The sequence below is a fragment of the Nonomuraea fastidiosa genome (assembly GCF_042751225.1).
Taxonomy (GTDB): Bacteria; Actinomycetota; Actinomycetes; order Streptosporangiales; family Streptosporangiaceae; genus Nonomuraea; species Nonomuraea fastidiosa.
In genome coordinates, this window is record NZ_CP170570.1 from 3,691,657 (window position 1) to 3,710,248 (window position 18,592).

Genomic DNA, 18,592 nt, shown 5'->3' on the forward strand with positions numbered 1-18,592 from the left:
GGCTAGTCGGCGATGCGGATGCGCAGGCGGCGGAAGCCCTTCCCCTTGCTCTCGACCTTGGTCACCTCGATGCGGCCGATCTGCTTGGTGGAGGCCACGTGGGTGCCGCCGTCGGCCTGCGTGTCGAGGCCCACGATGTCGACGATGCGCACGTCCTGCACGCTCTCCGGCACGAGGTTGGTGGCGGTGCGGACGATGTCGGGGATGGCGAACGCCTCCGCCCGGGGCAGCACCCGCACGTCGATGCGCCGGTCGGCGGCGATCTCGGCGTTGCAGGCCGCCTCGACGGTCTCCTTGAAGCCGGGCGGCACCTCCGGCAGGTTGAAGTCCATGCGCGCGGTGAGCGGCTCCATGTTGCCGCCGGTGACCAGGCAGCCGTAGTCCCTGAACACCACGCCGCACAACACGTGGAGCCCGGAGTGCGTACGCATGAGGGCCGAGCGCCGCTCGTCGGCCACCGCGCCCTTGACGACCGTGCCGACCGGCGGGATCGGATCGCCCTCTGCCGGAATCAGGTAGAGATCGTCGCCTTTGCGAGCTCCCACGATGCGCGTCTCGACACCCTGCCAGATCAGAACGCCGTGATCCGCCGGCTGGCCGCCCCCACCTGGATAGAATGCCGACCTGCTCAGCACGATGCCCTCGGGTGTGGCGTCCAGGACGACGGCCTCGAAGTCACGCAGATTCTGGTCGGACAACTCCAGTCGTTGCGTACGTCCGTGGAGATCGGTGCTCATATCGGCAGCCTAGTCCCCTGGGGTGGTCATGCGGAGGCTTACGCGATACGCCGCGGTGCTCGCGCTGCTCGCCCTGCCGGCCTGCGGTGCCGGTCCGGCGCGCGGGGCCGGGCAGTCCGCGCCCGTGCTGATGTTCGTGGGCGACAGCTTCACCGTGGGCTCCGGGCCGGTGCCGCGCTGGGAGACCTACGCCGCGCACACCGGCAGGCTGATGGGCTGGCAGCCGATCATCGCGGGGGCCGGCGGCACCGGGTTCTGCAACGCCGGGCGGGCGGGGCGGACGTTCGAGCGCTCGTACGAGCTGGAGCTGTCCTGGCGGCCCGCCCCCGACCTGCTCGTCATCTCCGGCGGACACAACGACCGCCGCTGGAGCCCCGACGAGGTGCGCGGCGCCGCCGCCGCGCTGCTCACCAAAGTCCGCGCCCACTGGCCCGGCACCGAGACGGTCATGGTGGGGCCCATCTGGATGGAGGACCCGCCGCGCAAGGCGTACGGCGTGCGCGACGCGCTCGCCCAGGCCGCCGCCGCCCAGAAGGTGCCCTTCCTCGACCCCCTGCACATGACATGGCCGCCCGAAGCGGTGCTGCCCGACGGCATCCACCCGACGCGCGCCGGGCACGAGCGGCTCGCCGCCTGGCTGGCCGGCGAGCTCAAGGCCCGCCGCCAGGATCAGGGCCTTTACCAGGGGCCGTAGGGGCCGCTGTTGCCCCGGCCGCCCATGCCCTTGACGGCAGGCTTCACATCGACGATGTAGACGGTCGCCGCGATGACCGCGGCGATCGAGAAGATGCCGAGCCCGATGCCGATGAACGCGGCGCTGCCGACGGCCATGAAGGCCTGGAAGTAGCTCAGCGCGCTGCCGGCGGAGAACAGCGCGGCCAGGGCGAGGATCAGCAGCCACAGGTTCTTCTGCAGCTTGCCCGCCGCGATGAAGGCGTTGGCGGGCACCCTCATGGCGTGCACGAGCGCGTAGGCCGACATGCAGAAGATGGCAATGGCCAGCACCAGGAAGAGGAGGTTGAAGACCCCGTAGATCATGTTCATGTAGTCGTCTCCGCCCAACGCCTCGATGCAAACGGCTTCAGCCTAATAGGCGCCCTGCGCGCGCGGGCACCCCCGTAAGCGGAAAGTGGCCCGTCTCCGAAGGGAGACGGGCCGGGAACAGCGGGTCAGGCCTTCGCCTTGCCCGTCGTGCCCGCCGTGCTCGAAGAACGCGGCTTCCTGGCCGGCTTGACCGGCTCGGCGACCGGCGGCTCGGCGGCCACGGACACCTCTTCCAGCTCCAGCGCGGCCTCACCGGTGGTCTTGCTGACCACGCGGCGGCCACGGGTGGCGAACTCCTCGTAGACCTCGCTCGCCTTGTGGGTGAGCTGGTCGGCGTACGTGCGGGCCTTTCCGGGCAGCTCCCTGGCGATGCCCTCGGCCTTGTCGGCGTACTCGCGGGCCTTGACCGGCAGCTCCTTGGCCAGCTCGAAGCGGCGGGACTGGAGCTTCTGCAGGTGCTCGGGCAGCTCGCGCAGCTTCTCCACGGCGTAGTCGCCGACGCCGGCGACGGCGTAGAACGGCTTGGACTCGGTGAGCTTCTTGACTTCGGTGGCGAGCGTCATGGGTTAACCTTCCTTGGTTTCCTGGGTGACGTTGTCGTCGCGCGAGGGCGCCGCATAGGGCTCAAGAGCGGCGCGATACTCCTCGGGCAGCGGCTCGTCGTCCGACCGGGAGTCGCGCTGGGGACGGGCATTCTGGGAGGTCTGCTCGTCCCCGGCCTGCTGCTCCTTGCGGAACGACTCGTAGATGTCGATCAGCACCTGACGCTGGCGTTCGGTGAGATGCGGGTCGGCCCTGATCGCGGTGAGCACGTCGCTGGGCGGCTCACGGTCCTCGATGAGGCCCGCCTGCACGTAGAGCGCCTGCGAGGAGATCCGCAGACCTTTGGCGATCTGGTTGAGGATCTCCGCGCTCGGCTTGCGCAGGCCGCGCTCGATCTGGCTCAGGTAGGGGTTGGAGACCCCGGCCGCCGCGGCGAGCTGGCGCAGCGAGATCTTCGCCTGCTGCCGCTGCTCGCGGATGTATTCACCGATCGAGCCGACTTTGGGTAGTGCCATACCCACAGTCTGCCTCGCCGTGCTTGCAATTGCAAACACGGCGGTTAACACCTGCAAGCGTCAGAGCTGCAGGAACCAGAGAAGCGGGGCGCTGGTGACCAACGTCACAGACAGCGCGATGTACCCGTACCGTACGTGTGCCGCCAGCTCGGGAAGCGGCTTGACCAGGCGATCCACCCTGGCCATGACATGGCTCGCGTGGACGCCGAGCATGCCCTGCGGCGTCGGCATCGCGCCCGCCGTGCCGAAGCGCAGCAACGCCGTCGCCAGCCGGCGCGGCGAGCAGTAGCGGCGCGCCCGGTCGTCGGCGGCCATCTCGACCAGCAGCTCGACCTGGGCCTGCGCGTCGGCGACGACCTTCGACCAGGGCAGCGCCCTGCGCAGCGCGGCGAACGGCAGCAACACGAGGTCGTGGCGCTCGCGTACGTGGGCCGCCTCGTGAGCGAGCACGGCGGCCAGCTCGTCCTCCGACAGCAGCTTGAGCGCGCCCTCGCTCACCACGACCTGCGAGCGCAGGCCCGGCACGCAGTAGGCGGCGGCGCTGGGATGGGCGAGCACCCGCACGCCCGGCACGCCCGGGTCGTCGTGCGAGGTCAGCGCGAGCAGCATGCGGTGCCTGCGGCGGGCCCGCAGCGCCTGCACGCCCGCGGTGATCAGCACCGCGACCAGCACCGCGAGCGCGGTGAGCCCGGCGATCAGCGCGAGCACGTGGAGCGGGTCCCACGCCTGCGGAGGGGTCTCGCCCCGCGCGAACGCGGCGAGCCCCGGGATGACGCCGGTGCCATAGGGCTGGACCGCGAAGGCGAGCATGGCGCCCGTGGTGGCGAGCCCCCAGGCGAGGCCGAGTGACTGCCAGACGATGATGGCCAGCCTGGGGGCCCGGGAGGTCCATCGAGCCGTGGTGAAACGCCAGGAGCCGACCGCGCACGCCGTGGCGAGCGCCGCCAGCACCACTGCCGTGATCACTCTTCCTCCAGCTCCTCAAGGGCTTTGCGCAGGATCTCCGCCTCCGGGCCCGACACGGCCTGGGCGAAGCGGGTCAGGGCGGCCGATCGGTCGCCCGTCATGTCCAACGCCTCCAGCATAAGCTCGGCGATGTATGCGTCACGGCTTTCGGCCGGCTGATATCTCCACGCCCGCCCGTCGCGGGTGCGCTGGAGGAAGCCCTTGCGGGTGAGGCGGTCGAGAACGGTCATGACCGTCGTGGGTGCGAGGTCGCGATCGGCAATCAGCTTGCCGACCTCGCGGGCGGTCAGCGCCTTGCTCTCCGCCCAGAGGATGTCCATGATGCTGCGTTCAAGCTCGCCAAGACCCTTCACGTCTTTCAGATTAGCTCTACAACGTGTCGAGCTGGCATCCGGGGCTTGAGACTCCCTAACGTTGCTTCGGTGTCACCATCCGTAATCGACAAGAGAGTGCGCCGAGCGTGGACCTGGTAGACGAGCGGCGGCTCGACCAGCTCATGTGGCGGCTGCAGACGTGGGCGGTCTTCGCCCGCGAGCCGGGCGTCACCCCCTCCATGCAGGCCGCGCTCGAGCGGCACTGCCGGATCGACCACGCCGCGATCCTGCTGTTCCCCAGCACGATCGACGATTTGCGCGCGTCACTGCGGGCGCGCGGCTTCGAGATCCTGCGCACCTGCCCCAGCACCGTCGTGCGGCGGCGGCTGGCCGAGCGCTACGACCTCGACCTGCCCATCGCCATCGTCTACGCCGTCCGCGCCGCGGGCGGCCCCGCGCTGGAGGTGTTCGTCCCCGAACCCGGCCCGGGGCTCGCGCGCGTCGCGGCCCGCGAACGCGAGCGCAACGAGGAGACGCACCTCGCGCTCGAAGTGCTCGCACCCGACGAGATCGTGGTGCGCGGCCTCGGCAGGCTGCTCACCTCGGTGCTCGGGTTCGCACCCGACGGCGGCGGGTTCAACCCGTACGAGGACGAGGCCAGGGGCGGCCGCACCGTGCTGTACTTCAGCCGGCCGACCGCCTGGCCCGGCCGGGTCGAGCTGGCCTGCGCCGGCCACTATCCCCACGTCCTGCGCTCACACCTGGCGCGCACGCCTGAGCTGGTGGCCGATGGCTGACGACGGGGCGCAGCGCGCGGTGCTGAGCAGGCTCACCGGCGCCTGGCTCACCCAGGCGGTGGCCGCGATGGCCGAGCTGGGCGTGGCCGACCGCCTGTACGAGCGGCGGCTGACCTGCGGCGAGCTGGCCCGCGAGTGCGGCGTGCACGCGGGCGCGCTCTACCGGCTGCTGCGCCTGCTGGAGAGCCACGACCTGGTCGAGCAGGGCATGGGCGGCGCGTACGCGCTGACGCCCACCGGCGCGCTGCTGTCGCGCCGCCACCCCGAATCGCTGGCCGACCTCGCGCTGTTCTACGCGGGCCCGTTCTACGCCTCGTGGGGCGCGCTCGCGTACGCGGTGCGAACCGGCAGGCCGGGCTTCGAGCACGTCTACGGCAAGCCGTTCTTCGACCACACCGCCGAGCACCCCGACATGGGCGCGGCCTTCGACCGGGCCATGGCCTGCGGCACGTCGTTCTTCACGCAGGTGCCGCAGGTCTACGACTTCACCCGGCACCGCCACGTGGTGGACGTCGGCGGCGGCCGCGGCGCGCTGCTGGCCGCCGTCCTGTCCCAGGCCGAGGGGCTGCGCGGCACGCTGTTCGACAGCCAGGGGGCGGTCGAGCGCGGCCGCGCCGCCCTCACCGAGGCCGGCCTGGCCGAACGCTGCGACTTCGTGGCGGGCGACTTCTTCGAGCACGTGCCGCCCGGCGGCGACGTCTACCTGCTCTCGCGGATCCTGCACGACTGGGACGACGAGCCCGCCGCGCGCGTGCTGGCCGGCTGCCGCAGGGCCGTGCCCGACGGCGGGCGGCTGCTGGTGATCGAGCGGCTCGTCCCCGACCGGCCGCACGACGCGCCCGGCGCGCTCGCCATCGCGTGGGACGTGCACATGCTGGTGAACAACGGCGCGGGCCGCGAGCGTACCCGCGCCGAGTACGAGCACCTGCTCGCCGGCGCCGGGTTCACGCTGGAGGACGTGCGGGCGCTGCCGCTCGACGTCAACGTGCTCGTGGCGCGCGGCTGATTCGGCAGGCGCGGGTTCGGCAGGCGCGGATTTGGCAGGCTCGGTGCCATGGAACTCACGCTGATCCGAGGCGACATCACCGAGCAGCAGGTGGACGCGATCGTCAACGCCGCCAACTCCTCGCTCATGGGCGGCGGCGGCGTGGACGGCGCGATCCACCGCAGGGGCGGCCCCGAGATCCTCCAGGAGTGCAGGAGGCTCAGGGCCGGACAGTACGGCGGGGGCCTGCCGACCGGCCGGGCCGTGGCCACCACGGCCTGCCGGCTGCCCGCGCGCTGGGTCATCCACACCGTCGGGCCCGTCTACTCGCGCTCTGAGGACCGTTCCGAGCTGCTGGCCTCCTGCCACGTCGAGTCGCTGCGGGTGGCCGACGAGCTGGGGGCGGCGTCGGTGGCCTTCCCCGCGATCTCGACCGGCCTGTACGGCTGGCCGGTCGACGACGCCGCCCGCATCGCGCTCGACGCGGTGCGGGCGGCGGACACGTCGGTGCGCGAGGTGCGGTTCGTGCTGTTCGACGCCGCCGCGTACGCCGCCTTCGAGGCGTGCCTCTAGCGGGTCACGGCGCCCTGCGGGATCTTCCGTCGCCGCTCAGCGGGGGGCGACCGCTGACCACGGCAGGGTCAGCTCGCCGAGTCGCCAGCGGGCGACGCCGCCCAGCGGCGGGTGCGCGGGCACCGGCCAGGTGCGCGACAGCTCGCCGATGGCCGCGAGCCAGCGCTGCCGCCGCCCGTGCGCACCGTAGGGCGCGCTGACCGCCCACGCCCGGTCGAAGTCGCTGAGGAACGCGTGGATCCGCTCGCCGGGGACGTTGCGGTGGATGAGCGTCTTGGGCAGCCGGTCGGCCAGGTCGGACGGCCGTTCGAAGTCCGCGAAACGGGCGGAGAACGTGACGGTCTGCGGGCCCTGCGCGGTCAGTCCCACCCAGACCGCCCGCCGCCCGTTCTCCGACGAGGTGCCCTCCACGAGCACGCCGTCCGGCGCGAGACGACCGCGCAGCACGTCCCAGTAGTGCCACGCCTCGTCCTCGGCGTATTGCCGTAGCACGTTGAAGGCGCGTACGAGCGTGGGCGGGCGCGGCACCGGCAGCTCGAACCCGCCGAGCCGGAAGCTCAGGCCCTCCCGCTCGTACGGCCGGGCCAGCGCCACTCGCTCCGGGTCGATCTCGATGCCCATCACCTCGACGCCCGGCGCCACCCGGCGCAGCCGGGTGAACAGCTCGAGCGTCGTGGTGTGGGAGGCGCCGTAGCCGAGGTCCACCACCAGGGGCCGCTCGGCCGCCCGCAGCAGCCGGCCGTGCACGGCGGCGATCCAGCGGTCCCCGCGCCGCAGCCGGTTGTGGCCCGTCGTGCCCCGGGTGATCGTGCCGACCGGCTTGGCCGGTCTAGCCACTGACGCGGTGGACCTTGTGCTGCGCGGCCTGGGCGCGCGGGCGGATGACCAGGCGGTCGATGTTGACGTGGGCGGGGCGGGTGACGCACCAGGCGATGGCGTCGGCCACGTCGTCGGAGGTCAGCGGGTCGGGCACGCCTTCGTAGACGCGGGCGGCGGCCGCCTCGTCGCCGCGGAACCTGGTGACCGCGAAGCCCTCGGTCTTGACCATGCCGGGTGCGATCTCGACGATCCGCACCGGCTGACCGACCAGCTCAAGGCGCAGGGTCTCGGCCATGGTGCGCTGGGCGTGCTTGGCCGCGACGTAACCGCCGCCGCCCTCGTACGCGACGTGCCCGGCCGTCGAGGTGAGCAGCACCAGCACGCCGTCGCCGGATTCGATGAGTTTGGGGATCAGCGCCTGGGTCATGCGCAGGGTGCCGAGCACGTTCACGTCGTACATCCGCTGCCAGTCGTCGAGCCTGGCCTCGGCGACCGGCTCGAGTCCGAGCGCCCCGCCCGCGTTGTTGACGAGCACGTCGCAGCGCTCAAGCCCGGCGACCAGCTCGTCCACCGACTCCTGCGAGGTCACGTCCAGCGTCACCGGCCTGATCGCGGGCACGTCCGCGGCCAGCTTCTCCAGCCGGTCGCGGCGCCGTGCGCCCGCCACCACGTCGTAACCCTCGGCGGCGAGCCGGCGCGCGGTCGCCTCACCGATGCCGCTGCTCGCACCGGTCACCACAGCTGTTCTGCGCATGCCCTCCATCCTGCCAGGAGCCGGGAGGCACGACTTTGTACCCCCGCATATGACCATCTGTCGGGAATGTCAGAAATGTTGGGACAGTTGTATTTCGTCTGGAGGTGGTGTCGAGTGAGGCGACGACGGGTCAGGCGGGTCGCGACCATCAGCATGCACACGTCGCCGCTGGACCAGCCCGGCACGGGCGACGCCGGCGGGATGAACGTCTACATCGTCGAATCCGCCAAGCGCCTGGCCCGCCTCGGCGTCGAGGTCGAGATCTTCACCCGCGCCACCGCCCGCGACCTGCCTCCCGTCGCCGAGATCGCGCCCGGCGTCCTCGTCCGCCACCTCACCGCGGGCCCGTACGAGGAGATGGACCGCGCCGACCTGCCCGGCCAGCTCTGCGCCTTCCTGTCCGAGGTGCTGCGCACCGAGGCCATGTACGACGCCGGCCGCTACGACGTCATCCACTCCCACTACTGGCTGTCCGGCCAGGTCGGCTGGCTGGCCAAGGAGCGCTGGGGCGTGCCGCTCGTGCACACCATGCACACCATGGCCAAGGTCAAGAACCTCTTGCTCGCCCGCGGCGACAAGCCGGAGCCCGCCGCGCGCGTCATCGGCGAGCAGCAGGTCGTGGACGTCGCCGACCGCCTGGTGGCCAACACCGGCGACGAGGCCGACGAGCTGATCGGCCTGTACGGCGCCGACCCCGGCCGGGTCGCCGTCGTGAGCCCAGGCGTCAACCTCAGCGTCTTCAGGCCCGCCTCCCAGGGCGCCGCCCGCCGCCGGCTCGGCCTGCCGCAGGACGCCCACGTGCTGCTGTTCGTCGGCCGCATCCAGCCGCTCAAGGCCCCCGACGTGCTGCTGCGCGCCGCCTCCAGGATGCTCATCGACGAGCCCGCGCTGCGCGAGCGGCTGGTGGTCGCGTGCGTCGGCGGCCCGTCGGGCAACGGCCTGGCCCGTCCGTCGTTCCTCACCGACCTGGCCGCCGAGCTGGGCATCGCCGACGTCGTACGCCTCGTGCCGCCCGCTCCCCAGGAGGAGCTCGCCGACTGGTACCGGGCGGCCACGGTCACCGTCGTGCCGTCGTACAGCGAGTCGTTCGGGCTGGTCGCGCTGGAGTCGCAGGCGTGCGGCACCCCGGTGGCCGCCGCGGCCGTCGGCGGGCTGCGGACGGCCGTCCGCGACGGCGTCTCCGGCCTGCTCGTGAACGGCCACGACCCCGCCGACTGGGCCCTGGCGCTGCGCCGCCTGCTCGCCGCGCCGCGCCGCCGCGCCCGGCTCGCGGCGGGAGCCCGCGAGCACGCCGCCGCCTTCGGCTGGCAGGCCACCGCCGCCCGCCTCATGGAGGTCTACGCCGGCGCCGTCGCCCATCTGCACAAGGTGCCGGTCGCGCTGCCGAACGCCTGACCGTACGTTGTTCTAGTACCGTCCATGGTCCCTTCTAGGGTGGTAGGCATGCGCGAAGTCGTCGAAGCGGCGCTGAAGGCCGCGGAGGTCACCTACGAGGAGCCGCGGCCGGGGGCGTTCCTCGCCAAGCTGCCCGGACAGCACAAGCTCGCCACCATGACCTGGCTCATCGTCGGCGAGCAGGTGCTGCACGTCGAGGCGTTCTTCTGCCGCCGGCCGGACGAGAACCACGCCGAGTTCTACCGCTGGCTGCTCGGCAAGAACGGCTCCATGTACGGCGTGCACTTCTCCCTCGACCCCGTGGGCGACGTCTACCTGGTCGGCAGGATCCCGCTGGCCGCCGTCACGGAGGAGGAGGTGGACCGGTTGCTCGGCTGCGTGCTGACGTACTCGGACGAGTGGTTCGACCGGGCGCTGGAGCTGGGCTTCGCCTCCTCGATCAGGCGCGAGTGGGAGTGGCGGGCCAAGCGCGGCGAGTCACTGGCCAACCTGCGGGCGTTCGCGCGCTTCGCGGACCCCGAACGCCGCCCGGCGGGCGAACCATAGGATGGGCCGCATGGCGACTTTGGTGCTGCTGAGGCATGGCGAGAGTGACTGGAACGCGAAGGGCCTGTTCACCGGCTGGGTGGACGTCAGCCTGTCCGCCAAGGGCGAGGAGGAGGCCTGTCGCGGCGGCAAGCTGCTCCAGGAGGCCGGGCTGCGCCCGGACGTCGTCCACACGAGCCTTCTGACCAGGGCCATCCAGACGGCCCACCTCGCGCTGTCGAAGGCCGGCCTGCTGTGGCTGCCGGTCAAGCGGAGCTGGCGGCTCAACGAGCGCCACTACGGCGCGCTCCAGGGCAAGAACAAGGCGCAGACCCGCGAGGAGTTCGGCGACGAGCAGTTCATGCTGTGGCGGCGCTCCTACGACGTGCCCCCGCCGCCCATCGCGGACGACGACGAGTTCTCCCAGTCCGGCGACCCCCGCTACGCCCTGCTGCCGCCGGAGCTCATGCCCCGCACGGAGTGCCTGAAGGATGTCGTCGGCCGCATGCTGCCGTACTGGTACGACGAGATCGTCCCCGACCTCGCGGCCGGCCGCACCGTGCTGGTCGCCGCCCACGGCAACTCGCTGCGCGCGCTGGTCAAGCACCTCGACGGCATCGGCGACGACGAGATCGCCGGGCTCAACATCCCGACCGGCATCCCCCTGGTCTACGAGCTCGACGCCGACTTCCGCCCGACCGTCAAGGGCGGCCGCTACCTCGACCCCGAGGCCGCCAAGGCCGCCATCGAGGCCGTCGCCAACCAGGGCCGCTGACCTCACACGTGCGCAAGGGGTGCGGGAGTCCCGCACCCCTTGCGCGTCGTGCCGCCACTACCGTCAGTTCGGTCGCGAACCCGTGACCAGGTAGACGACGGCCTGCGCCACACGCACCGCGTGATCGGCGTACCGCTCGTAGTAGCGGCCCACCAGCGTGATGTCGATCGCCGGCTCCACCCCGTGCGCCCAGTCCTTGGCCAGGATGTCCCTGAACAGCTTGCGGTGCAGCCGGTCCATCGCGTCGTCGTCGGCGTCCAGCTCCATGGCCGATTCGGCATCGCGCGACGCCACGCAGCTGCCCGCCTTGGTGACCAGGTTCTCGGCGACCTGCCCCATCTCCAGGATCGTCGAGCGCAGCTCCGGCGGGATGGCCGACTCGGGGTGCCGCAGCCGCGCCACCTTGGCCACGTGCACGGCGAGGTCGCCCATGCGTTCGAGGTCGGTGCCCATGCGCAGCGCCGTGATGACCATGCGCAGGTCCACCGCGACCGGCTGCTGCCTGGCCATCAGCTCGAAGATCGACGCCTCCAGGTCCGCGAAGGTCGCGTTCACCTCCTCGTCACGGGAGATCACGCTCTCGGCGAGCTGCAGGTCGGCGTCGAGGAGGGCCGTCGTGGCGCGGGAGATGGCCGAGCGAGTCAGCCGGGTCATCTCCACCAGCTTGTCGGTCAGCGAGTCGAGTTCTTCGTGGTACGCGTCGCGCATGCCGTCACCGTACGTGCGGGTCGATGAACGAACTCCGACCGCAGAGTGAACTTTCCGGGAAAGGGGTGTTCATCCACGGATGAGGGGGTCTGTCCCTGGGGAAGCGCCACCTACCATCGGAGACATGAGTGAGATGGCCATGAGCTTCGCGGCCCTGGCCGGGTTCGTGGTGGGCGCGCTGGCGGTGCTGTTCTACCGCCATCAGATCGAGGCCCCCAGCCGCACGACCCCCGACGGCGTGGCGACCGGCACGGCGCTGCCGCAGGGCGTGGCGTCCGTGCTGGCCGTGCTGCCCTCGTCGGCCGTGGTGCTCGACGCCCACGACCGGGTGCTGCGGGCCAGCTCGGCGGCGCGCGCGTTCGGGCTGGTCAAGGGCGACCGGCTGATGGCCGCCGAGCTGCTCGCCCTGGCCCGCCAGGTACGCCGCGACGGCGAGATCCGCGAGAGCGAGATCGACGTCGCCGGGCACAAGTTCGGCCAGGAGACCACCAGCTTCGCCGTACGCGTGGCGCCGCTCGGCACCTACGGCCAGGTGCTGGTGCTGGCCGAGGACCAGACCGAGCGGCGCAGGGTCGAGGCCGTGCGCCGCGACTTCGTCGCCAACGTCAGCCACGAGCTGAAGACCCCGGTCGGGGCGCTGAGCCTGCTGGCCGAGACCATCCAGGACGCCGCCGACGACCCCGAGGCGGTCAGCCGCTTCGCCGGGCGCATGCAGCACGAGACCGCCCGGCTCAACTACCTCATCCAGGACCTGATCACGCTCAGCAGGATCCAGGGCGCCGAGCCCATCCCCACGCCCGGCCAGGTCTCCATCGACGAGGCCGTCAGCGACGCCATCGACCACTGCAACACCAAGGCCGTCGCCAAGGACATCACGCTGGTCTCCGGCGGCACCGAGGGCCTGCGCGTCTGGGGCGACGCCGAGCTGCTCGTCACCGCCCTGCGCAACCTGATCGACAACGCCATCGTCTACAGCCCCGAGCACACGCGGGTCGTGGTCAGCGTGCGGCCCGCGGGCGACTCCGTCGAGATCAGCGTCAGCGACCAGGGCATCGGCATCCCCGAAGACGCCTTGGAACGCATCTTCGAGCGCTTCTTCCGCGTCGACGCCGCCCGCTCGCGCGCCACCGGCGGCACCGGGCTCGGCCTGGCCATCGTCAAGCACGTCGCCGCCGCACACGCCGGCGAGGTGTCCGTCTGGAGCAAGGAAGGCTCCGGCTCCACCTTCACCCTCCGCCTGCCCGCCTTCGGCGGCCAGGCGGTGGCAGTACCACCTTCGATCCCCATGGAGGCAGCCTCGTGACCGAGCGAAGCGAAACCACCGTCGGACGCGCCGGCCGCGTCATGAGGCGTACAGGGGCATGCGCATGACCCGCGTACTCGTCGTGGAGGATGAGGAGTCGTTCTCCGACGCCCTGTCCTACATGCTGCGCAAGGAGGGCTTCGAGGTGTCGGTCGCCGCGACCGGCCCCGAGGCGCTCGACACCTTCGACCGCAACGGCGCCGATCTGGTGCTGCTCGACCTGATGCTGCCGGGGCTGCCCGGCACCGAGGTGTGCAGGTCGCTGCGGCAGCGTTCCAAGGTCCCCGTCATCATGCTGACCGCCAAGGACAGCGAGATCGACAAGGTCGTGGGCCTGGAGCTCGGCGCCGACGACTACGTCACCAAGCCGTTCTCGTCCCGCGAGCTGGTCGCCCGCATCCGCGCCGTGCTGCGCCGCCGGGGCGACACCTCCGACGAGATGGAGAGCGCCGTACTGGCCGTGGGGCCCGTGCGCATGGACGTGGACCGCCACGTCGTCGCCGTCCGGGGCGAGCCCGTGCAGCTGCCGCTGAAGGAGTTCGAGCTGCTCGAGGTGCTGCTGCGCAACGCCGGGCGGGTGCTCACCAGAGGCCAGCTCATCGATCGCGTCTGGGGCGCCGACTACGTGGGCGACACCAAGACGCTCGACGTCCACGTCAAGCGCCTGCGGGCCAAGATCGAGTCCGATCCGTCCAACCCGCGCTGCATCCTCACCGTGCGCGGGCTCGGCTACAAGTTCGACGCCGTGGAGGAATGACAGACCCCGGTACCCGTCCTCCGGTACCGGGGTCTTCTCATGCCCTCTGGGCGATCTCCGACGGTCTTCAGAGCCTTCTGGAGCCCTTCCAGCGGGCCTCCCTCCTTAGTGCTCCTCCTCGGCCTCACCGGTGGGGCTCGGCGTCGGCGTGGGCGTCGCCGCCGGGGTCGCGCCCGGCGCCGGCGGGTACGTCGCGAACTCGCGGCTACGCGTCACCACGGGGACGTTCAGGGAGATGGTGCCGGCGTTGGCGAACTGGAGGTCCAGCTTGACCGTCTCGCCGCCCCTGAGGCTCTTGGGGATCGCCTCGAGCATCAGCTGAGGGTTCGGCTTGCCGGTGTTGACGAGCTGGTTGCTCGGCAGCTGGATGGGGGTGGCGACCTTCACCTGACCCATGTCCCCGGCGTTGACCGCCTGGAGCGTGTCGGGGGTGCCCGACGTGTTCAGGATGTTCAGGTAGATCGGAGCGGAGCCGCGCCACGGGAGCTGGGCTCCCGAGTCGGGGCCGAGGATGAACGCCTGCGGGATGTGAATGCCGCTCTTCGAGCCGTAACGACCGTTCTCGATCAACACCTGTGCCTCGTTGGGCGCGTACGGCTTGTTGGTGGTGGCGTCGAATCCTGCCCCGCAGCCCGCCAGCACGGGGGCTGCCAAGAACGCGGCGGCTACGACAATCCAGCGACGGCTGGTCACGGGCGGGTTCTCCTTGGTTCAGCGCAGGTGTCGCGCGTGCGTGTTGTGCAGCGCCCACCATATCCACCCCAATGCAAGGTCATATCCACACCCCTGCAGGTCATTCGCTATGTCCGGAAATGCGATTCATAGAGTTGAGCGCTTGTCAAGCCCCAATATGCGGCCTTGACCTGCAGTTATGAGGATTTCACTGTTCCGGGAGGCTGTGGATGCGTGGTACCCTGGAGTACAGCGGAAGGGGTACTTGTCACATGACTTTCCAGGTCGGCGACACTGTCGTCTACCCCCACCATGGGGCTGCTCGGATCGAAGCAATCACGACGCGATCCATCAAGGGTGAGGAAAAGACCTACCTGGTGCTCAAGGTCGACAAGGGCGACCTTACCGTCCAGGTGCCAGCTGAAAACGCAGAACTCGTCGGTGTGCGCGATGTTGTCGGTCAGGAAGGCCTTGAACGGGTTTTCGATGTCCTTCGCATGCCGCACACTGAAGAGCCGACCAACTGGTCCCGTCGCTACAAGGCCAACCTTGAGAAGCTCGCTTCCGGCGATGTGAACAAGGTCGCCGAGGTGGTTCGGGACCTGTGGCGGAGAGACCGCGAGCGTGGTCTGTCCGCCGGCGAGAAGCGCATGCTCGCCAAGGCGCGCCAGATCCTGGTCAGTGAGCTGGCCCTGGCCGAGAAGACCAATGAGGACAAGGCAGAGGCCCTTCTCGACGAGGTACTCAACTCCTGAACACGAATCTTCCACGGGTGGGCGTCGGAGTCGACGTCCACCCGTTCGCATCACCTGACTCCGTGCGCGAGCTCAACCTCGCGGGCCTGCACTGGCCGGGCGAGCTCGGCCTCGAAGGCCACTCCGACGGCGACGCCGCCGCCCACGCGGCCTGCGACGCCCTGCTGTCGGCGGCCGGGCTCGGCGACCTCGGCGGGCTGTTCGGCACCGCCGACCCGCGCTGGTCGGGCGCCTCGGGCGCGGCTCTGCTGGAGGAGACCGCGCGCCAGGTGCGCGCCGCGGGCTTCGAGATCGGCAACGTGGCCGTCCAGGTGATCGGCAACCGGCCGAAGCTCGCGCCGCGCAGGGCCGAGGCCGAGAAGGCGCTCAGCGCCGCTCTGGGGGCGCCTGTGAGCGTCTCCGCCACCACCACCGACGGCCTCGGGCTGACGGGGCGTGGCGAGGGCGTGGCGGCCGTCGCGACCGCGCTGGTGGTCGCCGTTTCCGCGTGAGCCCGGCGCCGGCCGGCTTCTGAGCGCTGTCCTGGCAGGTGTGCGCACGATCGGGTGTGGTCCTGGCCGGCGCGTGCGGGGACGGCCTGTGGCGTCAACGGCGCGGTCGCCCCCAGCGGCCGACGCAGCCTGGCCGGTGTGCAGGGGGAGGGGCTATGGCCGCAGACGGCGTCGCGGCCTTCGTGTGGCTCGCCGGTGTGCCAGGGGGTGATGGCAGCCGCCGGAGTCGTCGCTGATGGGCGATTCCGAGACGTTTCGTGGTGGCTCGCCGTCAACCCATGCCGTGTCCCGTGCGTCCTTATTGCGGGATACGTGAGGGTGTCCTGGCGGGTCGTCGCCAGCCCGCCGAAAAAGCGGAGGCGGCGGTTCGTCACTGGCGCGGTACGGACCGCCGCCTTCCCCTCAGGGGGTAGTTCGCCTGTTCAGGGGGTATGTGTCCCGCCAAGACATGTGAACGTCTTCGGGGGAGCTCCACATGATCGGCGCGATAATCAGCGCAGTAGTCATCGGCGCCATCGTCGGTGCGCTGGCCAGACTGCTGGTGCCCGGCAGGCAGAACATGTCCATCGGCCTGACCCTCATCGTCGGCATCGTGGCCGCCCTGATCGGCACTCTGATCGCCCAGGCGTTCGGCTGGGCCGACACCAGAGGCATCGACTGGATCGAACACATCCTGCAGCTCGTCCTGGCCGTGGTCGGAGTTCTCCTCGTGACCAAGTTCGGCATGGGGCGTAGCGGTCGAAGTGGTCGAACAACCACCTGACCTGCACTTTCGTAAAGACGGCGCATAATCGCCGTAGATCGGGTAGCGACCAACCCGTGAGAGTGAACCGCTCACCCTCACGGGGAGGTTTCATACCATGACCATCGAATCCATCCTCGGCGCCATCGTCATCGGCGCTGTGATCGGCGCCATCGGTCGCCTCCTGCTTCCCGGCAGGCAGGCCATCGGGTGGATCCTCACCATCGTCGTCGGCATCGTCGCCGCCCTCGTGGGCACGCTGCTCGCGCAGGTGCTGGGCGTGGAGACCACACCGGGCATCGACTGGATCGAACTGGTGATGCAGGTCGTGCTCGCGATGGTCGGTGTGGGCCTGGTCGCCGGCCTGCGACGCGGCAGCGGCCGAAGCATCTGACCCTGCGCCGTGCGTACCGGCTCGCTCAGCGGCTGAGCCTTGCGTACCGGCGGGAGAAGGCGTGAGAAGGGCCCGCCAGGGATCGCTCCCGGGCGGGCCCTCTTCGCGCTCTCATCGATTCGGCCGGCTGGTCCCGCCGCGCTGTCAGTCCTCGGGCGGGCGTGGGGTGCTGCGGAGGCGTTCGGCTGGGGCGGGGGAGCCGTCGAGGACCACGCGGTGCGGGGCGGTGTCCTCCAGCTCCGCGCGGCGACGCTCCTCCTCGTCGGCCAGCTCGGGGCCGTGGTCGGGGTCCGGGCTCCGGCCGGGAGCGTCGTCCGCGACCACCGGGTGAGGCTGGGTGTCGGCGTCCCGGCCGGTCGACTCGCGCGAAGGGCGCGGGTGGACGAGGACGTCGGTCGGCCTGACACGGTCGCCCCAGCGGACCGGCCGGGTCCGCGGCTCCTCCGCGGGCTCGCTCCGCGCTTCTTCACGCGTCTGGCTTGGCACCGCACTCCGTGCTTCTTCTCGCGCCTCGCTCTGCACCGCCTCGCGTGCTTCGCTCCGGGCCTCCTCGCGCGCCTGGGCCGGCGTCGCCTCCCACGCTTCCTCGTGAGCCTCGGTCCGGGGCTCCTCGCGGGCTTCGCCGTGGGCGTCGTCGGGCGTGTCGCCGACGTCCTCGCGGGCCTGGCTCCACGTCTCCCGGCGGGGCTCGTCCCGTACGTCCTCACGAGTCGCGTCGGCGTCCTCGTGCGCCTGGCCGTGCGCGGCCTCGCGGGCCGCCGCGCGTACGTTGCGGGTCGGCTCGTCGTCCGCCTCGTGACCCGCGTTCTCGGCCACCTCGTGGCGCGTCTCTTCGCGCGCCGCCGCAGACGGCTGCGGTGCGGGCTCCGGGTCCGGGCTGGGCGCCCGTACGGGACGGGTCTCGGGCTCGGGCCGGGGCGCCGGGGCGCCGCCGTCCTGGGCCGGCCACTCGGTCACGCGTTCCGACACCGGCGGGGTCTTGGAGGGAGCGGTCGGGTCGGTCGCCGGCTCGGGGCGCGGCTCGGGCGCGGGTGCCTCGGCGGCGGGCTCAGGCGCGGACGGCTCGGTGTCCGGCGGAGACGTACGGGAGCCCTGGAAGGGCACCAGGTCCTGCTGCTCCTCGTCCCCCTTGTACGCCGTCGCCCGGTGCGCCCGCACGTGCTTGATCAGCAGCAGCCACAGCCACAGCGCCACCGCCAGCATCACCCACGGGGCCAGCGCCACGCCGATGGCGGTCTGCCGGATGTCGAAGGTGACGCGCACCGCCGTGGCCACGTCGGCCGCGGCGGCCGCCGCGATCAGCAGGATCAGCACGAACGCCGCCTGCACGCGTACCAGCATCCTGGCCGAGCGCAGCAGCAGGACGCCCACCAGCGCGACCACCAGCAGCGCGTCGAAGGCGGCCGGATAGAGGAAGGCGAGGTCCTGCCTGGCCTCACCGGTGACGGCGAGCGCGCGCAGATCGTCGAAGGAGAGCGCGCACGCGGCCCCGGTCAGTGCGGCGACGGCGAGCCCGGCCAGGGCGAGGCCCAGGCGGCGGAGCAGAGAGGGGGGAGTCACGTCCATGGCGTCTTCGAGACTACAGAAGAATGGCGATCACGACCGATCACGGGAGAACACATGGCAAAGATGTCGGAAGAAGCGCGCAAACTCCTGGACGCGCCGAATTATGCGACGGTGACCAGTCTGAACCCTGACGGGGGGCCGCACTCGTCCGTGGTCTGGGTGCGTACGGACGGCGACGACGTGCTCTTCTCGACCGTGAAGGGCCGCGTCAAGGCGCGCAACTTCGAGCGGGACCCGCGCGTCAGCCTCCTGGTCATCGACCCGGACAACCCCTACCGGTACGTCGAGGTGCGCGGCCGGGCGACGCTGACGCCGGACCCCGAGGGCGCGCTGATCCAGGAGCTGTCGCAGAAGTACCAAGGACGCCCATGGGAGGACAAGCCGGGCACCGAACGGCTCATCGTCCGAATTTCTCCTGACCGGGTGTACGTACGGGGCTGATTTCTCGGCGTGACGACGCCG

At 71.1% G+C, this 18,592-nt stretch carries 25 protein-coding genes; 14 read left to right on the plus strand and 11 right to left on the minus strand.

Annotation, left to right across the window (positions count from 1 at the left end):
* Positions 1 to 2: 2 nt before the first annotated feature.
* On the minus strand, positions 3 to 737 hold the full coding sequence (locus tag ACFMQL_RS17035) for an alanyl-tRNA editing protein (protein WP_364063030.1): 735 nt from the start codon (positions 735 to 737) through the stop codon (positions 3 to 5).
* A gap of 28 nt (positions 738 to 765) precedes the next feature.
* Here ACFMQL_RS17035 and ACFMQL_RS17040 point away from each other — a divergent pair, with 28 nt between their 5' ends.
* Positions 766 to 1,431, plus strand: a complete 666-nt coding sequence (locus tag ACFMQL_RS17040; RefSeq protein WP_364063033.1) for an SGNH/GDSL hydrolase family protein — start codon at positions 766 to 768, stop codon at positions 1,429 to 1,431.
* Here ACFMQL_RS17040 and ACFMQL_RS17045 read toward each other — a convergent pair.
* From ACFMQL_RS17045 to ACFMQL_RS17065, 5 genes are all read right to left on the minus strand, one after another.
* Positions 1,416 to 1,781 (minus strand): DUF2516 family protein, encoded by a 366-nt coding sequence (locus tag ACFMQL_RS17045; RefSeq protein ID WP_364063036.1) that lies wholly within the window; start codon positions 1,779 to 1,781, stop codon positions 1,416 to 1,418. The genes ACFMQL_RS17040 and ACFMQL_RS17045 overlap by 16 nt on opposite strands.
* Positions 1,782 to 1,906: 125 nt before the next feature.
* Positions 1,907 to 2,344: a hypothetical protein gene (locus ACFMQL_RS17050; protein WP_364063039.1), complete on the minus strand. Its 438-nt coding sequence runs from the start codon at positions 2,342 to 2,344 to the stop codon at positions 1,907 to 1,909.
* Positions 2,345 to 2,347: 3 nt separating this feature from the next.
* Complete coding sequence (locus ACFMQL_RS17055; protein ID WP_378786063.1) at positions 2,348 to 2,839, minus strand: helix-turn-helix domain-containing protein; 492 nt, start codon at positions 2,837 to 2,839, stop codon at positions 2,348 to 2,350.
* Between the two features lie 60 nt (positions 2,840 to 2,899).
* Positions 2,900 to 3,805, minus strand: a complete 906-nt coding sequence (locus ACFMQL_RS17060) for a M56 family metallopeptidase (protein ID WP_378786064.1) — start codon at positions 3,803 to 3,805, stop codon at positions 2,900 to 2,902.
* The gene (locus ACFMQL_RS17065; RefSeq protein WP_364063048.1) at positions 3,802 to 4,158 is read right to left on the minus strand and encodes a BlaI/MecI/CopY family transcriptional regulator; all 357 of its coding nucleotides are present in this window, start codon (positions 4,156 to 4,158) and stop codon (positions 3,802 to 3,804) included. The genes ACFMQL_RS17060 and ACFMQL_RS17065 overlap by 4 nt, the downstream gene beginning before the upstream one ends.
* Positions 4,159 to 4,265: 107 nt before the next feature.
* On the opposite strand from ACFMQL_RS17065, the gene ACFMQL_RS17070 reads away from it, so the two are divergent.
* From ACFMQL_RS17070 to ACFMQL_RS17080, 3 genes are read left to right on the plus strand one after another with little or no spacing between them, the layout of a single operon-like run.
* Positions 4,266 to 4,916 (plus strand): hypothetical protein, encoded by a 651-nt coding sequence (locus tag ACFMQL_RS17070; protein ID WP_364063051.1) that lies wholly within the window; start codon positions 4,266 to 4,268, stop codon positions 4,914 to 4,916.
* Positions 4,909 to 5,922, plus strand: a complete 1,014-nt coding sequence (locus tag ACFMQL_RS17075; RefSeq protein ID WP_378786065.1) for a methyltransferase — start codon at positions 4,909 to 4,911, stop codon at positions 5,920 to 5,922. The genes ACFMQL_RS17070 and ACFMQL_RS17075 overlap by 8 nt, the downstream gene beginning before the upstream one ends.
* 48 nt (positions 5,923 to 5,970) lie before the next feature.
* Positions 5,971 to 6,474, plus strand: coding sequence for an O-acetyl-ADP-ribose deacetylase (locus ACFMQL_RS17080; RefSeq protein WP_378786066.1), 504 nt, complete (start codon positions 5,971 to 5,973; stop codon positions 6,472 to 6,474).
* A 36-nt stretch (positions 6,475 to 6,510) separates the two neighbouring features.
* Here ACFMQL_RS17080 and ACFMQL_RS17085 read toward each other — a convergent pair whose 3' ends face one another.
* Both ACFMQL_RS17085 and ACFMQL_RS17090 read right to left on the minus strand, forming a co-directional pair.
* Positions 6,511 to 7,311 carry a class I SAM-dependent methyltransferase gene (locus ACFMQL_RS17085; protein WP_378786067.1) on the minus strand — a complete coding sequence of 267 codons (801 nt, stop codon included), beginning with the start codon at positions 7,309 to 7,311 and terminating at the stop codon, positions 6,511 to 6,513.
* Positions 7,304 to 8,047 (minus strand): SDR family NAD(P)-dependent oxidoreductase, encoded by a 744-nt coding sequence (locus ACFMQL_RS17090; protein ID WP_364063063.1) that lies wholly within the window; start codon positions 8,045 to 8,047, stop codon positions 7,304 to 7,306. Before ACFMQL_RS17090 ends, ACFMQL_RS17085 begins: the two co-directional genes overlap by 8 nt.
* A gap of 153 nt (positions 8,048 to 8,200) precedes the next feature.
* Here ACFMQL_RS17090 and mshA point away from each other — a divergent pair, with 153 nt between their 5' ends.
* From mshA to ACFMQL_RS17105, 3 genes are read left to right on the plus strand one after another with little or no spacing between them, the layout of a single operon-like run.
* Positions 8,201 to 9,442: a D-inositol-3-phosphate glycosyltransferase gene (gene mshA, locus ACFMQL_RS17095; RefSeq protein ID WP_378790169.1), complete on the plus strand. Its 1,242-nt coding sequence runs from the start codon at positions 8,201 to 8,203 to the stop codon at positions 9,440 to 9,442.
* A gap of 48 nt (positions 9,443 to 9,490) precedes the next feature.
* Positions 9,491 to 9,988: a YbjN domain-containing protein gene (locus ACFMQL_RS17100; RefSeq protein WP_364063069.1), complete on the plus strand. Its 498-nt coding sequence runs from the start codon at positions 9,491 to 9,493 to the stop codon at positions 9,986 to 9,988.
* A 10-nt stretch (positions 9,989 to 9,998) separates the two neighbouring features.
* Entirely contained in the window at positions 9,999 to 10,742 is a 744-nt protein-coding gene (locus tag ACFMQL_RS17105; protein WP_378786068.1) for a phosphoglyceromutase, read from the plus strand.
* Between the two features lie 63 nt (positions 10,743 to 10,805).
* Here ACFMQL_RS17105 and phoU read toward each other — a convergent pair whose 3' ends face one another.
* Positions 10,806 to 11,450: a phosphate signaling complex protein PhoU gene (phoU, locus tag ACFMQL_RS17110; RefSeq protein WP_364063075.1), complete on the minus strand. Its 645-nt coding sequence runs from the start codon at positions 11,448 to 11,450 to the stop codon at positions 10,806 to 10,808.
* A gap of 133 nt (positions 11,451 to 11,583) precedes the next feature.
* On the opposite strand from phoU, the gene ACFMQL_RS17115 reads away from it, so the two are divergent.
* Together ACFMQL_RS17115 and ACFMQL_RS17120 are read left to right on the plus strand one after the other, a co-directional pair.
* A complete protein-coding gene (locus ACFMQL_RS17115; RefSeq protein ID WP_378790170.1) occupies positions 11,584 to 12,753 on the plus strand; it encodes a sensor histidine kinase in 1,170 nt (389 codons plus the stop codon).
* A gap of 64 nt (positions 12,754 to 12,817) precedes the next feature.
* A complete protein-coding gene (locus ACFMQL_RS17120; protein WP_364063081.1) occupies positions 12,818 to 13,510 on the plus strand; it encodes a response regulator transcription factor in 693 nt (230 codons plus the stop codon).
* Positions 13,511 to 13,615: 105 nt separating this feature from the next.
* On the opposite strand, the gene ACFMQL_RS17125 is transcribed toward ACFMQL_RS17120, so the two are convergent.
* Entirely contained in the window at positions 13,616 to 14,203 is a 588-nt protein-coding gene (locus ACFMQL_RS17125; RefSeq protein ID WP_364063084.1) for a copper chaperone PCu(A)C, read from the minus strand.
* A 251-nt stretch (positions 14,204 to 14,454) separates the two neighbouring features.
* On the opposite strand from ACFMQL_RS17125, the gene ACFMQL_RS17130 reads away from it, so the two are divergent.
* The 4 genes from ACFMQL_RS17130 to ACFMQL_RS17145 all read left to right on the plus strand — a co-directional run bounded on the left by ACFMQL_RS17130 (position 14,455) and on the right by ACFMQL_RS17145 (position 16,564).
* Positions 14,455 to 14,937 (plus strand): CarD family transcriptional regulator, encoded by a 483-nt coding sequence (locus ACFMQL_RS17130; RefSeq protein WP_020544658.1) that lies wholly within the window; start codon positions 14,455 to 14,457, stop codon positions 14,935 to 14,937.
* 17 nt (positions 14,938 to 14,954) lie between these two features.
* Positions 14,955 to 15,428, plus strand: coding sequence for a 2-C-methyl-D-erythritol 2,4-cyclodiphosphate synthase (gene ispF / locus ACFMQL_RS17135; RefSeq protein ID WP_378786069.1), 474 nt, complete (start codon positions 14,955 to 14,957; stop codon positions 15,426 to 15,428).
* Positions 15,429 to 15,903: 475 nt separating this feature from the next.
* On the plus strand, positions 15,904 to 16,191 hold the full coding sequence (locus ACFMQL_RS17140) for a GlsB/YeaQ/YmgE family stress response membrane protein (protein WP_364063090.1): 288 nt from the start codon (positions 15,904 to 15,906) through the stop codon (positions 16,189 to 16,191).
* 97 nt (positions 16,192 to 16,288) lie between these two features.
* Complete coding sequence (locus ACFMQL_RS17145) at positions 16,289 to 16,564, plus strand: GlsB/YeaQ/YmgE family stress response membrane protein (protein WP_364063093.1); 276 nt, start codon at positions 16,289 to 16,291, stop codon at positions 16,562 to 16,564.
* Between the two features lie 144 nt (positions 16,565 to 16,708).
* On the opposite strand, the gene ACFMQL_RS17150 is transcribed toward ACFMQL_RS17145, so the two are convergent.
* A complete protein-coding gene (locus ACFMQL_RS17150; RefSeq protein WP_378786070.1) occupies positions 16,709 to 18,130 on the minus strand; it encodes a hypothetical protein in 1,422 nt (473 codons plus the stop codon).
* A gap of 54 nt (positions 18,131 to 18,184) precedes the next feature.
* Here ACFMQL_RS17150 and ACFMQL_RS17155 point away from each other — a divergent pair, with 54 nt between their 5' ends.
* Positions 18,185 to 18,571 carry a PPOX class F420-dependent oxidoreductase gene (locus tag ACFMQL_RS17155; RefSeq protein ID WP_378786071.1) on the plus strand — a complete coding sequence of 129 codons (387 nt, stop codon included), beginning with the start codon at positions 18,185 to 18,187 and terminating at the stop codon, positions 18,569 to 18,571.
* Positions 18,572 to 18,592: the final 21 nt, after the last annotated feature.

Bases quoted from the DNA above. Each gene is read 5' to 3' on its own strand.
- ACFMQL_RS17140 (WP_364063090.1), top strand. From the start codon at position 15,904: ATGATCGGCGCGATAATCAGCGCAGTAGTCATCGGCGCCATCGTCGGT.
- ACFMQL_RS17105 (WP_378786068.1), top strand. From the start codon at position 9,999: ATGGCGACTTTGGTGCTGCTGAGGCATGGCGAGAGTGACTGGAACGCG.
- phoU (WP_364063075.1), bottom strand. From the start codon at position 11,450: ATGCGCGACGCGTACCACGAAGAACTCGACTCGCTGACCGACAAGCTG.
- ACFMQL_RS17080 (WP_378786066.1), top strand. From the start codon at position 5,971: ATGGAACTCACGCTGATCCGAGGCGACATCACCGAGCAGCAGGTGGAC.
- ACFMQL_RS17075 (WP_378786065.1), top strand. From the start codon at position 4,909: ATGGCTGACGACGGGGCGCAGCGCGCGGTGCTGAGCAGGCTCACCGGC.
- ACFMQL_RS17035 (WP_364063030.1), bottom strand. From the start codon at position 737: ATGAGCACCGATCTCCACGGACGTACGCAACGACTGGAGTTGTCCGAC.
- ACFMQL_RS17055 (WP_378786063.1), bottom strand. From the start codon at position 2,839: ATGGCACTACCCAAAGTCGGCTCGATCGGTGAATACATCCGCGAGCAG.
- ACFMQL_RS17115 (WP_378790170.1), top strand. From the start codon at position 11,584: ATGGCCATGAGCTTCGCGGCCCTGGCCGGGTTCGTGGTGGGCGCGCTG.
- mshA (WP_378790169.1), top strand. From the start codon at position 8,201: ATGCACACGTCGCCGCTGGACCAGCCCGGCACGGGCGACGCCGGCGGG.
- ACFMQL_RS17145 (WP_364063093.1), top strand. From the start codon at position 16,289: ATGACCATCGAATCCATCCTCGGCGCCATCGTCATCGGCGCTGTGATC.
- ACFMQL_RS17130 (WP_020544658.1), top strand. From the start codon at position 14,455: ATGACTTTCCAGGTCGGCGACACTGTCGTCTACCCCCACCATGGGGCT.
- ACFMQL_RS17050 (WP_364063039.1), bottom strand. From the start codon at position 2,344: ATGACGCTCGCCACCGAAGTCAAGAAGCTCACCGAGTCCAAGCCGTTC.
- ACFMQL_RS17120 (WP_364063081.1), top strand. From the start codon at position 12,818: ATGACCCGCGTACTCGTCGTGGAGGATGAGGAGTCGTTCTCCGACGCC.
- ACFMQL_RS17045 (WP_364063036.1), bottom strand. From the start codon at position 1,781: ATGAACATGATCTACGGGGTCTTCAACCTCCTCTTCCTGGTGCTGGCC.
- ACFMQL_RS17155 (WP_378786071.1), top strand. From the start codon at position 18,185: ATGGCAAAGATGTCGGAAGAAGCGCGCAAACTCCTGGACGCGCCGAAT.
- ACFMQL_RS17100 (WP_364063069.1), top strand. From the start codon at position 9,491: ATGCGCGAAGTCGTCGAAGCGGCGCTGAAGGCCGCGGAGGTCACCTAC.
- ACFMQL_RS17040 (WP_364063033.1), top strand. From the start codon at position 766: ATGCGGAGGCTTACGCGATACGCCGCGGTGCTCGCGCTGCTCGCCCTG.
- ACFMQL_RS17150 (WP_378786070.1), bottom strand. From the start codon at position 18,130: ATGGACGTGACTCCCCCCTCTCTGCTCCGCCGCCTGGGCCTCGCCCTG.
- ACFMQL_RS17090 (WP_364063063.1), bottom strand. From the start codon at position 8,047: ATGCGCAGAACAGCTGTGGTGACCGGTGCGAGCAGCGGCATCGGTGAG.